Below are 14,487 nucleotides of genomic sequence, written 5' to 3' on the forward strand. Positions count from 1 at the left end.
TTACACAATCGGATAAAACGGATACTCGCGGCAAAATTCCTGCAGGCTGAAGTGTTCGCGCATCTGCTCCACAAATTCGGTGCGCCGCAGGCGGCGGGCGTCGATGCCCTGATACTGCAGCAGGGCCAGGCATTCCAGGCACACCCCACCTTCTTTGCTGGCTGGCCATTCGCTGGTGCCGGTATGCAGCTGCGGCCCGTGGTGCCGCAGGCTTTGCATGGGCTGGCAATACGCTAAGTGATACACCCCTTCCTGTTCCACCCACACCCGGCTGTTTTTGTAGGCCAGGGTTTTGTCTTTCAACACACGCAAATCATTACCGGCCACGCTCAGGCCCGGCCCGGCCAGTGCTTCGCGCTCACTCCAGGTGAGCTGGCGGGAAGGGTCGAATAATTCAAACTGCCCCAGTTCGGTGGCGCCCATGTGCTGGCGCAGCCGGTTAAAGGCCTCGTCCTGCAGAAAGTCGGGCAGCTTCATGGCGCTATCTGGTCCAGAATGGTGGCGATGCGGCTTTCGGCATCGGTGCGCACGCGGAATTCTACCCGCCGTGAACGGTCGGGATTTTCCGTGCCCTGCTCGTTGCGGATAACCTTGGCGGATGACAAACCGTTGGCGGTCAGGTGGCTTTTCAGCCAGTTTTTATCGGCCTGCACCGGCGGCAGGCCCAGCACATAGGCCAGGGTTGAGCGGGTGCGCTGCTGTGACAGGTTCATATTGCGGATATAGGAATCATCATCGCTGGCAGCACCCGACCAGGCGCTGGAGGTGTGGCCTTCAATGCGCACTTCGAGAATGTCGTCGCGGTATTGCTCCTGGGTGATGATGCGGATATAACGCGGAAAAAAATCGGCCAGAATGGCTTCAAACTCGCGCTTTAATACGGCATCGCCCTGGTCAAACAACACTTCGCTGTTGTTGAAGCGGAAGGCCAGATCTTTATCCAGCTCCGCCCCCCAGCGTTCCATATCGGGCGCAAATTCACGCTGCAGGTCTTCATACAGCTGGGTACGCAGAGTGTCGTACAGAATGGCCACGTCGCGGATTTTATTACGCTCGGTTTCGACGTTGATCATAAACACCACGGCCACCAGCATGAACACCATCATCAGGCCGGCCATCAGGTCAGACACCGCTACCCAGTGGCCTTCCTGTTCTTTCAGTTGTTCCAGTTCGTTTTCATTCATCGATGCGTTCTGCCATGGCCACCAGGCGTTGCAGTTTTTCGGTCAGCGGTGAGTAATCGCTGACAAACTTTTCCGACAGCGCGGTCAGCTGCATACCAAAGGATTTCAGTGCTTTGTTGAGTTCGGTTTCCATGCTTTCATCCAGCACGGTTACCTGCCGCTCGACCCGCTCACCCAGACGCTGCAGTTGCGCCAGACTTTGCTGTTGCTGTTCCTGCAGGCGCTGATTGCTGCTGGCCTGCATCTGTTGCAGTTGTTGTTCCGTATTGCGCTGCATTTTGGTCAGTTCTTCCACCGCCCAGCGTTGCTGCATTTGCAGGGCGTCAGACATGCCCTGGGTCAGCCCCACTACCCGCTCTTCCAGTTTCGGCAGGCCATCGGCGGCGTGGTTGACCAGATCGGCCAGGCTGCCCAGCTGCGATTGCAGGTTCTGTCGCTGCGCTTCCAGACCGTTCAGCAGATCCTGCAGCGATTCAGAAATTCCGTTAAAGGCGTTGGCGTGTTTCACCATGTATTCAAAGGCTTCACCGGCTTCGCTCATGGCGCTGGCGGTGCGTTCCTGCTCACCAATTAAAGTGCCCAGCTGCTCTTTGTAGTTTTGCTGCCATTCCAGCATGGCAATCACCGATTCGTTCAGGCGCTTGAAGTTGTCGCCGTACTGTTCGTTGATTTTGGTGTTGAACTCGCGCATTACCATTTCAATGGCGTGCACCAGCGCTTTGGCGTTGGCTTCGGCCTGCCGCTCCTGGTAGGTTTCCAGGCTGCTGATGATGTCGTTCATGCGGTCGAGGGTTTGTAAGTGCTGACGTCCAAGCTGCTGCGGCAGGCCGCTGTCGGCCGCCGGGTTCATCACATCGGCCAGATGTTTCAGCGAGGCGTCCAGATCATCAATGGTAGCGACCCGGGTTTGCTGCACTTCGCGGCGGGCAGTCTGCGCCACGGCACCCCGGATTTTCAGCGTTAACGCCCCAAGCAGGCCCACAATAGACGACCAGAAGGCGGTTTTCAGGCCGTCCATTAATTTGGGCACACTGCCGTGAATATCGGCGGTATCGAAATGCCACAGGCCTAAGGCCACGCCCAGAAAGGTACCGAAAATACCAATACTGGTAAGAATATTGGGCGCTACTTCTGCGGTGCGGATGCTGTAGCGGTAAAAGTGGAAAAAGAACGTCAGCGCCGTAATTACGACGATTAAGCCCAAGGTCCACAGGGAAAACTGCTCCATCATGGGTGTTGTCTCTCTTGCCCGGCCGGGTGTATGTGGCCATCAGTTTAGTGCATCCTGCCTGTTTTAGCCTACCGCGTGGGGATATTCCTTTTTTATTGGCCAGCGGGCTAAATAGACCTTCTTTTATCCGTTCAGTCTGCACAAGGAGCAATCATGCTGATCAGTAATATGGAAGTGGTTCCGGGTAAGCGCGTGGTGCGCCATCTGGGGCTGGTACAGGGCAGCACGGTCCGCGCCAAACACGCTGGCCGTGACCTGATGGCGGGCCTGAAAAATATTTTTGGTGGCGAGCTGAAAGGCTATACCGAGCTGCTGTCGGAATCGCGCGATGAAGCGTTGAACCGTATGACTGAGCAAGCCCGCCTGCTGGGCGCCAATGCGGTGCTGAACGTACGCTTTTCCACGTCGTCCGTGGCCGCTGGTGCGGCAGAAATTTTTGCTTACGGCAGTGCGGTGCAGCTGGAGGACCGTTAATGGAACAGCTGCTTACCTTTCTGGTACTGCTGGCGCTGGGGTTCGGTTTTGGTCGCTGGGCCGAGAAACGTCATTACCGCAGCATTCATGCGCGGGAGGCTATTTTACGCGGGCTGATCGTCGTGCCCGACCGGATGCCGCCCATTCAATACCAGCATTATCACAGCAACCTGGTGACCGGTTCGGTGGTGGTATCGGTCGACTATTTCAAAACCGTAGCCGCGGGTTTGCGCAGTTTTATTGGTGGCCGCATCGGTGCCTATGAAAGCCTGCTGGATCGCGCCCGCCGTGAGGCGATTTTGCGTATGCAGGAAGATGCCCTGCGTCAGGGCGCCGAGGCGGTGTTTAACCTCAAGTTTGAAACCGCCCGCATCGGTCAGAATGCCGGTAAAGGGCTGGGGTCGGTTGAAGTACTGGCCTATGGTACGGCGTTAATTCCACCGCAGCACCCGCTGCCATGAAAACGCCGCTGCCATCCGGTAATCCGCAGTTACCCGATACCATCAACAACCAGGACACCCACCCGCTGGCCGATTTTCTCTGGCTGGCGGCAGGTTTGCTGGGCACACTGGTTTTACTGATGCTGGTGCTGGCCGTTGCCGCCCATTGGTTAGGGCCCAGGCTGCCGTATCAGTGGGAACGCCAATGGCTGAGTGGCGACACGCCGGTGTCCAGCGAGGCAATGGCCACTGCTGACGAAGGCCAGCAGGCCTTGCAGCAACTGCTGGATAAGCTGCTGCAACAGGAAGCGGAGCCGCTGCCGGTTAGCGTACACTGGCTGCCCGATGAAGCGCTGCCGAACGCCTTTGCCACCTTAGGCGGGCATATTTTTATTACCCAGGGCTTAGTGCAACAGGTGTCGTCAGAAAATGCGCTGGCGATGGTGCTGGCGCACGAATACGCCCATATCGAACAGCGCCATCCGGCCATTCTGCTGCTGGAGCAGTTGTCTTTTATGGTGCTGGCCACCCTGATGGGCAGCGACGTTACCGGCACATTGGGGCAACACACCGGCATGCTGACCATAATGGCCTTCAGCCGGGATATGGAACGTGATGCCGATGCCCGGGCGCTGCAGCTGTTACAGCAGCATTACGGCCATACCGGCGGTGCCAGCGAGTTTTTCGACAACATGTTGCAACAGCGCGATGAACCGGGCTGGAGCGCCATGTTCCAGACCCACCCGCTGACCGCAGAGCGTATCGAACGGATTGCCGCCACCCAGCCCGGCAGCGGAGCATTAACCCCGTTGCCGGCGGTGTTCAAAGCACCTTGAGGGTTACGGCGTTAAGGGTTCAGCGAGCCTGACAGTAAAATCGGAGCTCGCTGAACGCTCAACCCTGAACGCTTAACCCGCTGTTACAGATTATCCAGATACCGCTCAGCATCCAGCGCCGCCATACAACCCGTACCGGCCGAGGTAATGGCCTGACGGTAAATATGGTCAGACACATCGCCAGCGGCGAATACGCCTTCAATGCTGGTTTGGGTGGCGTTGCCGGCCAGACCGCTCTGTACCACCAGATAGCCGTCTTTCATCTCCAGCTGGCCGGCAAAAATACCGGTGTTCGGCGAGTGGCCAATAGCCACGAAAATGCCTTCCAGGTCGATGTTCTCTGTGGCACCGGTGTCACGGTTTTTAATGCGCATACCGGTGACGCCGGCGTCATCGCCCAGCACTTCGTCCAGTTCGCTGTTCCACAGAATTTTCACATTGCCGTTGGCGGCTTTATCCAGCAGTTTGTCGGCCAGAATTTTTTCCGAGCTGAAACGGTCACGACGGTGCACCACCACCACTTCGGCAGCGATGTTAGACAGGTACAGCGCTTCTTCCACCGCGGTGTTGCCGCCACCGATTACCGCGACGCGCTTCTTGCGGTAGAAGAAACCATCACAGGTGGCACAGGCGGAGACGCCACGGCCTTTAAAGGCTTCTTCGCTGGGCAGGCCCAGGTACTTGGCGCTGGCGCCGGTGGCAATAATCAGGGCGTCACAGGTGTATTCGCCGCTGTCGCCCTTCAGGCGGAACGGACGCTGCTGCAGATCGACCGAGCTGATCTGGTCAAACACAATTTCGGTTTCAAAGCGCTCGGCGTGGGCCTTCATGCGCTCCATCAATTCCGGGCCCTGTACGCCCATCGCATCACCCGGCCAGTTATCGACTTCGGTGGTGGTGGTGAGCTGACCGCCCATTTGCATACCGGTGATGATCACCGGCTTCAGGTTGGCACGGGCAGCATACACCGCAGCGGTATAGCCGGCCGGGCCGGAACCCAGAATCAGTAACTTAATGTGGCGTGCTTCGCTCATGTGGTGGCTCTCCGGAATCAGTAACAAACAGCAGTAAGGAAAAATAACCGGCGGCCATTATAGGGGGCAATGTGGCCGGGCTCTACCGGCAAAACTTATCGTCTTATTGGTAAGGACTATCAGCCCGATGGGACGCTGCGCGCCAATCTGGCCGTATTAATGGCCTGTTTAGCCCAATCGGGTATTTTTGTTGAATTACAAGACGTTACACGCTTTATTCAGTGCTATAAATTGATGCGTCAAGCTCTCTGGCTTGTATCAGCGCCACAGCTGGTGCAGCATACGGGCATCCAATAACAAGAACTCTAAAGGTCGCGCCATGCATAAACGCCAGGAAATACAACAGAAGTCCCGTCTCGGTACACTTCTGATTCATAAAGGACTCATTACCCGTCAACAACTGGATGAAGCACTGAACGTGCAGGCTCAGCTGGGCTTACGCCTGGGTGAGGTAATGATCCAGAAAGGCTGGCTGACCGAGAAACAACTGAACAACGCCCTGCGCAAGCAGTCACGCTACCGTCTGATTGCCGCCATGAGCGCTATTCTGCTGGGGCCGTTTCAGCCGTTTCTGTCCAGCGCCCATGCTGCCGAAGACAGCTTACCGGTGGCTGAGGAATCCATTCAGCGCACGGGCATGAAAGCCCTGAGTGAACTGGAAATGGCCAGCGTCAGCGGCCAGGGCGTGATGACCAACTACGAACGCCTGCTCGACATTGTGGATAACGATCTTAAGTCCGATGAAGATGTGGCAGCCACCACGCTGGAAAGCCTGGCATCCTCACTGATTCCGGGCACCAACCTGCTGGATTCCGATGTGGAAATCAGCGGTGTTGAATACGAACCCGGCCCGCGAACCACCATTAATGCCGATGGTTCACTGGATATTCAGCTGCCCACCAACATCAAACAGATTGCCTTCCGCAATGTGCGGGTGGCTGGCAGCGAAGGTCAGCACATGGGTGATGTGATTGTACGTGACCTGAGCTTTGGTGCCGGTACCAGTGTGAAGATTCATCTGCGCTGAGTATTCTTTCCGCCCATAAAAAACGCCGCGAAATGCGGCGTTTTTTATGGCTGGCTGATACCGGTGCAATATTAACCGGCTCAGTCGTAACCAATGGCCAGTGGCACGAAAGCGACGATGGCCAGGGCAATGCCCATGCTCACCAGTGGCAACAGCATTTTTTCATGGCGGTACCAGAAGCTCTGGCCAACGGTTTCTTCTTTCGCCAGCCGTACTTCTTCTTCTCCCACCACCTGCCGGGTCAGCAGATGGTTCAACGCCACCGGCGGGCTTAAATACCCCAGCTCAAAGGCCACCAGCGTCACCATCCAGAAATGCACCGGATGAATACCGTTGTTATAGGCCACGCTGGCAATGGTGGCCGATACCAGAATAACGGCGCCGTAAGGGTCCATCACCATACCGATCACCACCAGAATACCGACCAGCACCGCCATGGCAGCCCAGGGTGATTCAAACACCAGCGGTACCATGTGCATAATTTCGGCCCGTTCAATCACCCCACCGATGCTCACCGACAAGCCCATCAGCATTAACAGCGCACCGATATGACCGGTGGTTTCGGTGGTGGCTTCGCGGATGGTTTTTTCCAGCGAATCATTACCCACGCGCAGGTCGGTCCAGGATTGCTCCAGCCGGTTTTCAACATAATCAATATTCAGGTTTTCGCGCTTCAGAACGTCTTTTTCCTGCATTAAACGCTCATAAATCAGAATCACCAGCAGCAACACCGGCAGAATAAAGGGTGCCGAAAATTCATCCAGATAGGCGTTCAGCGCCTGCGCGTAAATCAGCAGGGTAATACCAATAATCACCACATAAGGCAGCAGCGGTTTCAGCGCCTGCAGAAACTGCGGGAATACATCCTGCGGAATTTCCAGCCGTGCCGGCCCCTGGCGGGTAATCAGCGCCATCATGGCAAACAGCAGAGTGGTAAGAAAAAAGACTTTCACGCCCCAGCCAAATAACTGGTCGGTGGTTACTTCGTTATTCAGCGCAGCAATGATCACCACCAGCAAGCAGGGGCGCAGCACTACCCCCAGCGAACCGGACATGGCGGTAGCGGCTAAGGCTAACTGCCGGCGCGCACCGGCACGGCGCAGTTCCATATAAATAAGGCCACCGACGGCAATCACGAAAATACCGGAAGCGCCGGTATACGCGGTCGGGATAGCCGCAATAGCCACCACCACTACCGCCAGTAATTCCGGCGGTAAATTAAACGGGCGGAATACCGCAAAGACTTTTTGTGCCAGCTCGGTACGTTTCAACAGCATACCGATCCACACATACAGGCCGACGTTCAGGAACAGTTGCGACAGTTCCATCATCTGGTTCAGGTAAATACCGATACCGGCACTGTGGCCACTCATAATGAAATAGGTACCGGAAATAATGCACATGGTGGCGTACAGCGGTACCGCCAGCTGGGCTTTCAGGAAGCTGCCACCCGGTTTGGCTTCTTTGGGAATAAATAAAAACTGGTACAGGCTTAGCAGCAGAATAAAGGCGAAACCAATAATCCACAGATGGTGCAGAATATGGTGCTGGGTGCTGATGGCCACACCGGAATTAACCGCCACATCTTTAAAGCTGTAGACGGAATAAAACAGAATGGTGCTGGCAATTAACTGTGCGCCGGCGGCCACCCGGTAATCCATTTCGGTTTCCATCGGCCGCAGGGCAATGTGGTGGCGACGGAACAGCGCGGTAAGGCCACAAATAAGCACCAGTACGGCCAGCATAATGCGCTGGGCGTTCATGCCAAATTCGCCGAAACCGGCAATGCCTAACTCGATGGTACGGAAAATCTGCACCCCGGGGGTAATGCGTTCCACCGCCGATTCATACAGGGCATGGCGTTCGGCACACTGCAGCTGTGAGGCCAACAGCGACTGGCGTAACGCGCCTTCATTAACCGGCTCCGGCGCAAACAGATCAAATTCATCGACGCTGTTATTGGCCTGATGAATCAGACGCTGTAATTCCGCATCAATATCCATAGCCGGATTACAGCCCGGCTGCACCGGGTCAATACGCAGCTGGAAATAGCCACTCCACATACTTTCCCCCAGTTGCAATAACTGGGCATGGAGCGAACTGCTGGTATTAAGAACAACAACAAATACCAGCACCAGAAACGCTGGCAAGGCTGCCAGCCATTCATAGGCGGTACGGTGGCCGACACGCAGGGTCTGCTCCATGGGAATGTCCTCTGAAAATACTGCCAGAGCGCCGTGGCCGGCGCCTGATAATCGTTATTATTATTTTTGTACGGCCGGATTATTCCAGCTGTTCCGCACACTCGGCCGCCGCCGGCGTTTCCTGACAACGCACCCGGCGCATCAGCCGCAGCATGCGGCCGTCGTAGACGCCTTCATCACGCAGACCAATTCGCACTGAACGGAGCATTTCGTTGTATTTATCGACGTTTTCCTGGCTCAGCTCGATCCAGTATTTTTGGTCGATCTCGGCAGTATCACGGTCAATATGGGCCATCATCTGATCAAACATCGACGCGGCTTTTTCCCGTGATTTCTGACCGAAACCCGCCGGGAAGCGGTCTTTGTAAATAATCATCTGAAAATCCAGGTAAGCCAGATTAAAGCGCACTACACCGCCGTTATTGGCCAACCCTTTGTACATTTCCAGCGGTTTGTAGGCCACCGCCGGGGCGTACGCCACATCGACGCTGCCGTTATTAAAGCGGCCGGAAAAGTTCGCTGAGTTCGACGGCACCACCGAGGCACCCACATGATTCACCAGTTTGATGGAGGGTTCGTCATACTCAAAAGTGGCAATGCGTTTGCCGGATAATTCTTCCACGGTATCGACATTACGGTCACGCACGAACAGATAAATCGGCCCGGCCGGTAAAATACCCGCCACTTCATAACGGCCTTCTTCCATTAAACGGGCGGCCTGCGGCGCCGAGATGGTCTGAATCAGGCTGCGCATCACGCTGTGGGTCGGCACCCCGCCAATGGCTTCAATGGTGGCGGCAAATTTATTGAACGGCCGCGCACGGGCGCCGGTCATCAGCACCGCGTCGCATTGCTGAGCTTTAAAATCGTCGATGGCGATTTTTTCGTCGGTGTAAGCGCGCAGATTCAGGTCTACACCCCACTCCAGTGCCGCGGTGCTGTAATCACGGCTGAGACCGAACACCGAACCGTTAGCGCCCAGTGGGTCGTACACACAAAAGGTGCGTTTTTCAAGGTTGGCCCAGCTGGCAGCGCTGCCGGTTAATGCCAGTAATAAAATCCAACGCAGCATGATTAATCCTCCAGCAGATCGTCAATATTCAGGGTATTAACCGGGGTTTTTACATCGTCCCAGAAGGTGCCCAAAGCACCCACGGGTGTGCGCGAGCCGGTCCCTTCGGTCCACAAACGATCCGACACCGCCAGAATCTGCCGCGAGGCCATAATATCCATCATGCGGTAATCCGGGCTGCTGCCTTTCAGCGCCAGCGATTCACCATGACGACGAATGGCGGCGCGCAGACGCTCGGGGTTACCGGTGCTGTCGGCAATCACCACTTCAATGGCATGAGCCATGCGCACGCCGGAAGCGGTCGCCAGACGACTGGCCTGCTCCATTTCCATCCACGGGTCGGTGCCACGCGGGGCAGTGTCCGGCATCATAATCCACATGCCAGCCTGCAGAGCCTGCGGCAAGCCCCACCAGCGCTGGTTATCCACACACTGCAGGCCACGCACGGTTTTCATGGCAATGTCTTTCGGTACGTTCACCACACTGCCGGCGCGCAGATCGCTCATCACCGCCTGCATGCCGGCCAGGTTACCCAGCACCCAGTAAATTTCTTTGCTTTTGCTCAGTTTCGGGCACTGTTCACCCGGGGCGCCAAACTCGGCCACCATGTGCTGATACGCCTGATACTGGCGCTGCGCCGCCACGGCAAAGGCGCGCTTCTCGCGGATGCGGGCATCTTTGGCTTCGTGAATATTCTGTGCTTTGAACGCGCGGATATACGCCAGTGCTTCTTCATGAGCTTTTTCTTCGGCGCAGGTGCCCATCATCATATTCATGGTGACGGCGGCACGATCCGGCGTATAGGTCAGCTCGGTGAACGACATCAGCGCCGGTGACAGTGCGCTGGTCATGCCACAGGCCTGCTCGGGGTCGGACGATTTCATGGTGTAAGGAATGGCGTAATCTTCGGTGAAATCGTATGCAAACCAACCCGTGGTGCGGTAAATCGTGCTGCAGCCGGTAACGGTGCTGAGTGCCAGCACAACCAGCGTAAAACGCGCGAGGAAAGACATGGTGCCCCCAGTTTCAATCAATGTTGTTGTTATTCTGACGGGGATACTACCCCACTGCCCTATGGCAGCCCAAGTGCAGTATGACAATACGCGCCGCCGATACCTTGGCCGTACTGTCTCCCGGCCCGCGACATTAGAGCCAATTACCTATTTCGGGAAGGTTCGATCCGGCCGCGCCGCCGACCCGATGGCCCATATTCACTGTCACAAAATTTAAACTTGGCAGCGTCTTTGCGTGCTTGCATAGTGAAGCCGGCCGGTGCTTACCGGCCAGCCGTTGATGACTGCCCCGCCATGTTCAGGAGAATACCTTTATGGCCGCACGCAAATCCGCAACCAAGCTGTACGTTCTGGATACCAATGTTCTGATCCACGACCCCGCCGCGCTGCTGAATTTCGAAGAGCATCAGGTGGTGATTCCGATGACGGTACTGGAGGAGCTGGATAAGTTAAAAATGGGCAAGGCGGGTGTTGCTGCCGATTGCCGCGAAGCCATCCGTAAAATTGATCATATTATTGGCCACGCCTCGCCGACTGAAATTGCCCTCGGCGTGCCCATCATCCGCGCCGGCGGCGCCGCCATGGGGCATCTGTCGATTCTGCTGGATAACTTTGATGCACCACGCCGTTCACTGCCACCGGATCTGAACGACAATAAAATTATTAACAGCCTGGTCGGGCTGCAGGAAAAATACCCCAACCGCGATGTGGTGCTGATTACCAAAGACATCAACATGCGCCTGAAGGCGCGCGGTTGCGGCATCGCCGCCGAAGATTATCAGACCGATCAGCTGGTTTCGGACGTTGCCTTACTGGAAACCGGGTATCTTGCGGTTGCAGGCTCATTCTGGGATACCCAGAGCACCGTAGAAACCTTCCACGACAGCACCGGTACCTACCACCGCATCGCTCAGGCCGACCTGCCGGATGAGCTGGGTATTAACCGCTTTATTGTCGATCAGAGTGGTTTTATCGGTCGTGTGGTACAGCTGCAGGACGGTATGGCCACCCTGCAGGATCTGCCGGCCGAGCAACTGCTGGCACGCAGCGCCTGGGGCCTGACGCCGCGGGATATTCCGCAGGCGCTGGCGCTGCATCTGCTGCTCGATCCGGATGTGCATCTGGTGACCCTCACCGGCCAGGCCGGTTCCGGCAAAACCATTCTGGCGCTGGCGGCCGCCATTGAAATGACCGTCGCCACGCAGCAGTTCCGGCGCATTATTGCCACCCGTTCAACCCAGGGCCTGGACGAAGACATCGGGTTTTTGCCCGGCACCGAGGCGGAAAAAATGGAACCCTGGCTGGGTGCCATTACCGACAACCTGGAGGCGCTGCACAGCGATGACGAACACACCACCAGCAGTGTGGATTACATTCTGCAGAAAGTGCCGCTGCAGTTTAAGTCGCTCAACTACATCCGCGGCCGCAGCTTTCAGCACAGCCTGATTCTGATTGATGAATGCCAGAACCTGACCCCGCATCAGATGAAGACCATCATTACCCGCGCCGGCACGGGCTCGAAGGTGGTGTGCCTGGGTAACCTGGCCCAGATCGACACGCCTTATCTCAACCCGATCAGTTCCGGTTTAACCTATCTGATTGAACGGTTTAAGAATTTCAGCCACGGCGGCACCCTGCATCTGGAAGGCTCGCCGCGCTCCCTTCTGGCCGAATACGCGGAAAAGCATCTTTGACGATATAAGAAATGTGAACTATATAACTTGTGTTGCCTGTCACTGACGGGCAACACCAACCATTTATGAAATACACCCTCCCGGAGCGATCCTCGGAAGTGACTATGAAGAAAACCCTGGCCGCCGCCGCCCTCGCCGTTCTGACTCTGAGCACCCAAAGCGTCCGCGCTGAAGCCATTTATGAGCTGGAATTTGAAACCGACTCCAACTGGACCAGCATTGAAATCCGTGATGACGCGGTATTTGTAAACGCTCCCGCCGGTGAAATTATGAATATCACCGCCAAAGATGGTCTGCGGTCATTCAGCATTTCGCCGAAAAAAATCCATCTGCGTAACCGCAGCCGTGGCATGGTGAATATGAACCTGTACGTGCAATCGAAAAACAACGTACTGGGCCTGACCATCTGCAAAGGCTCACCCAGCAGCTACACCTCCATCAAGTCCGGCGAAGCCCGGCAGAAAAACGACCTGAAAGAGAAAGATCACTGCGAACAGGCCGCTCTGGTACTGCAGTTGTTCTGATTCCATCTGATGACCACTCCGTTACGACGCATCGCGGTCTACTGTGGCTCCCGGCCGGGTAACTCCCCGGCCTATACCGGGGCCGCAGCACAGCTGGCCCGCACACTGGCCGAAGCCGGTATCGGTATAGTCTATGGCGGCAGCCGCAACGGCCTGATGGGCGCGCTGGCCGACACCGCACTGGCCTGTGGCGGTGAAGTGATCGGCGTAATTCCCGACCTGCTGAATAAGCACGAACGTGCTCATCCCAACCTTACCCAACTGCACCATGTGGCCAGCATGCACGAACGCAAAGCCTTAATGGCCGAACTGGCGGATGGCTTTATCGCCCTGCCCGGTGGCGTCGGTACGTTGGATGAACTGATTGAGATCTGGTGCTGGGCCGGCATGGGCAGCCACGCCAAGCCCTGCGGCTGTCTGGATGTTAACCAGTACTGGCAACCCTTGTTTGATCTGCTGGCCCATATCCGCCATGAAGGCTTCAGCCACGGCGAACAACAGCTGTTACGCAGCGACGATCCGCAACAACTGCTGGCCCTGATGACTGCTTACTGAACCCAGCCTCGCCGATTTACAGTACAATCGCGCTTTTGCCGCAGCCCCGCCCATGACTCCTGAACTTCAGATTCTGTACCAAGACGACGCCCTGGTGGTGATTAACAAACCCAGCGGCCTGCTGGTACACCGCAGCGAAATCGACCGCCACGAAACCCGCTTTGCCCTGCAACTGCTGCGCGACCAGCTCGGCCAGCGTGTGTATCCGGTGCACCGGCTGGATAAACCCACGTCTGGCGTACTGGCCTTTGCCTTAAGCCCGGAGATGGCCAGCCTGACCACTGACCTGTGGCGTCAGCGCACGGTGGAAAAGCAATACCTGGCCATTGTACGTGGCTGGATGCCGGACTTTGTGCATCTGGACAAACCCATGGCGCCTCCTGTCGATAAATACGCCAAACACGAAAAGGTGCGGGAAGAGCAGGAAGCCATTACCGACTTCCGTCGTCTGGCCCAGGTGGAGCTGCCGGTGTTTATCGATAAATACCCGCAGTCGCGTTACTCGCTGGTGCAATGCACGCCGCATACCGGTCGTAAGCATCAGATCCGCCGCCATCTGAAACACCTGGCGCACCCTATTATTGGTGATGCGCGTTATGGCAAAGGCCGCCACAGCCGTTATTTCCGTGACCAGCTGCACGCACCGCGCCTGCTACTGCACGCCGCCAGCCTCAGCGTTACCCACCCGCTCAGCGGGGAGCCTCTTACCTTCCACGCCCCGCTGGATGCCATCTGGCGTCAGCTGCTGCAACGATTCGGCTGGCTGGATGCCGTGCCGGCCGGACTGGCCGCATCATTCAGCGAACCGGTACACCCATCGCTGGATTTATTCCTTAATGGAAACGATGACACGGACGACACGGAGAACTGAAAGTTGCCCACAGAGGCGCTGTGCCAGCACTTATGCGGCCTGCGCCGGTTATGCACAGATTCTGTGGATAAAACACTGGATAACATCCTGATAAATCTCACAAAGCCTGTATCGACGCGGCTTTCAGCAAATTGTCCGAAATTACAACAGCAGATAAACCTTATATATTTCAATAGGATACCTATTCAGTTATATGTCCGGAAAGCCTGAGGAATTTTGCCCCACAGTAAAAGAAGGGATATTTTCAAGTGTGCATAATCTTTTTCCAACCGTGCCGTCAAGAGTACGGAAGAGAAATAAATCAGCCAATCTGCAACCAAATTCAGAC

General features: G+C 56.3%; 15 protein-coding genes. 8 read left to right on the plus strand and 7 right to left on the minus strand.

Annotated features, from left to right (window positions below):
* The 3 genes from GJQ55_RS09830 to GJQ55_RS09840 are packed head-to-tail and all read right to left on the minus strand — an operon-like array spanning nt 1 to nt 2,415.
* Nucleotides 1-477, minus strand: a complete 477-nt coding sequence (locus GJQ55_RS09830) for a hypothetical protein (RefSeq protein ID WP_228344787.1) — start codon at nt 475-477, stop codon at nt 1-3.
* Nucleotides 474-1,184 (minus strand): OmpA family protein, encoded by a 711-nt coding sequence (locus GJQ55_RS09835; protein ID WP_228344788.1) that lies wholly within the window; start codon nt 1,182-1,184, stop codon nt 474-476. The genes GJQ55_RS09830 and GJQ55_RS09835 overlap by 4 nt, the downstream gene beginning before the upstream one ends.
* Nucleotides 1,177-2,415: a hypothetical protein gene (locus GJQ55_RS09840; RefSeq protein ID WP_228344789.1), complete on the minus strand. Its 1,239-nt coding sequence runs from the start codon at nt 2,413-2,415 to the stop codon at nt 1,177-1,179. Before GJQ55_RS09840 ends, GJQ55_RS09835 begins: the two co-directional genes overlap by 8 nt.
* A 153-nt stretch (nt 2,416-2,568) precedes the next feature.
* Here GJQ55_RS09840 and GJQ55_RS09845 point away from each other — a divergent pair, with 153 nt between their 5' ends.
* From GJQ55_RS09845 to GJQ55_RS09855, 3 genes are read left to right on the plus strand one after another with little or no spacing between them, the layout of a single operon-like run.
* The gene (locus GJQ55_RS09845; RefSeq protein WP_228344790.1) at nt 2,569-2,889 is read left to right on the plus strand and encodes a YbjQ family protein; all 321 of its coding nucleotides are present in this window, start codon (nt 2,569-2,571) and stop codon (nt 2,887-2,889) included.
* Entirely contained in the window at nt 2,889-3,350 is a 462-nt protein-coding gene (locus GJQ55_RS09850; protein WP_228344791.1) for a YbjQ family protein, read from the plus strand. The genes GJQ55_RS09845 and GJQ55_RS09850 overlap by 1 nt, the downstream gene beginning before the upstream one ends.
* On the plus strand, nt 3,347-4,165 hold the full coding sequence (locus GJQ55_RS09855; RefSeq protein ID WP_228344792.1) for a M48 family metallopeptidase: 819 nt from the start codon (nt 3,347-3,349) through the stop codon (nt 4,163-4,165). Before GJQ55_RS09850 ends, GJQ55_RS09855 begins: the two co-directional genes overlap by 4 nt.
* Before the next feature lie 83 nt (nt 4,166-4,248).
* On the opposite strand, the gene trxB is transcribed toward GJQ55_RS09855, so the two are convergent.
* Nucleotides 4,249-5,199: a thioredoxin-disulfide reductase gene (gene trxB / locus GJQ55_RS09860; RefSeq protein WP_228344793.1), complete on the minus strand. Its 951-nt coding sequence runs from the start codon at nt 5,197-5,199 to the stop codon at nt 4,249-4,251.
* A 319-nt stretch (nt 5,200-5,518) separates the two neighbouring features.
* On the opposite strand from trxB, the gene GJQ55_RS09865 reads away from it, so the two are divergent.
* Nucleotides 5,519-6,226, plus strand: a complete 708-nt coding sequence (locus GJQ55_RS09865) for a cyclic di-GMP-binding domain-containing protein, MshE-related (protein WP_228344794.1) — start codon at nt 5,519-5,521, stop codon at nt 6,224-6,226.
* 80 nt (nt 6,227-6,306) lie between these two features.
* Here the strand turns inward: GJQ55_RS09865 and GJQ55_RS09870 are convergent, their stop codons facing one another.
* The 3 genes from GJQ55_RS09870 to GJQ55_RS09880 form a co-directional block, all read right to left on the minus strand.
* Entirely contained in the window at nt 6,307-8,430 is a 2,124-nt protein-coding gene (locus GJQ55_RS09870; protein WP_228344795.1) for a TRAP transporter large permease subunit, read from the minus strand.
* Nucleotides 8,431-8,509: 79 nt separating this feature from the next.
* Complete coding sequence (locus GJQ55_RS09875; RefSeq protein WP_228344796.1) at nt 8,510-9,502, minus strand: putative solute-binding protein; 993 nt, start codon at nt 9,500-9,502, stop codon at nt 8,510-8,512.
* A gap of 2 nt (nt 9,503-9,504) precedes the next feature.
* Nucleotides 9,505-10,515 (minus strand): hypothetical protein, encoded by a 1,011-nt coding sequence (locus GJQ55_RS09880; RefSeq protein WP_228344797.1) that lies wholly within the window; start codon nt 10,513-10,515, stop codon nt 9,505-9,507.
* A gap of 314 nt (nt 10,516-10,829) precedes the next feature.
* Here GJQ55_RS09880 and GJQ55_RS09885 point away from each other — a divergent pair, with 314 nt between their 5' ends.
* From GJQ55_RS09885 to GJQ55_RS09900, 4 genes are all read left to right on the plus strand, one after another.
* Nucleotides 10,830-12,209 (plus strand): PhoH family protein, encoded by a 1,380-nt coding sequence (locus tag GJQ55_RS09885; protein WP_228344798.1) that lies wholly within the window; start codon nt 10,830-10,832, stop codon nt 12,207-12,209.
* Between the two features lie 104 nt (nt 12,210-12,313).
* The gene (locus GJQ55_RS09890; RefSeq protein ID WP_228344799.1) at nt 12,314-12,733 is read left to right on the plus strand and encodes a hypothetical protein; all 420 of its coding nucleotides are present in this window, start codon (nt 12,314-12,316) and stop codon (nt 12,731-12,733) included.
* 9 nt (nt 12,734-12,742) lie between these two features.
* Nucleotides 12,743-13,288, plus strand: a complete 546-nt coding sequence (locus GJQ55_RS09895; protein WP_228344800.1) for an LOG family protein — start codon at nt 12,743-12,745, stop codon at nt 13,286-13,288.
* Between the two features lie 52 nt (nt 13,289-13,340).
* The gene (locus GJQ55_RS09900) at nt 13,341-14,159 is read left to right on the plus strand and encodes a pseudouridine synthase (protein ID WP_228344801.1); all 819 of its coding nucleotides are present in this window, start codon (nt 13,341-13,343) and stop codon (nt 14,157-14,159) included.
* Nucleotides 14,160-14,487: the final 328 nt, after the last annotated feature.

Source organism: Venatoribacter cucullus (assembly GCF_016132445.1).
Taxonomy (GTDB): domain Bacteria; phylum Pseudomonadota; class Gammaproteobacteria; order Pseudomonadales; family Oceanobacteraceae; genus Venatoribacter; species Venatoribacter cucullus.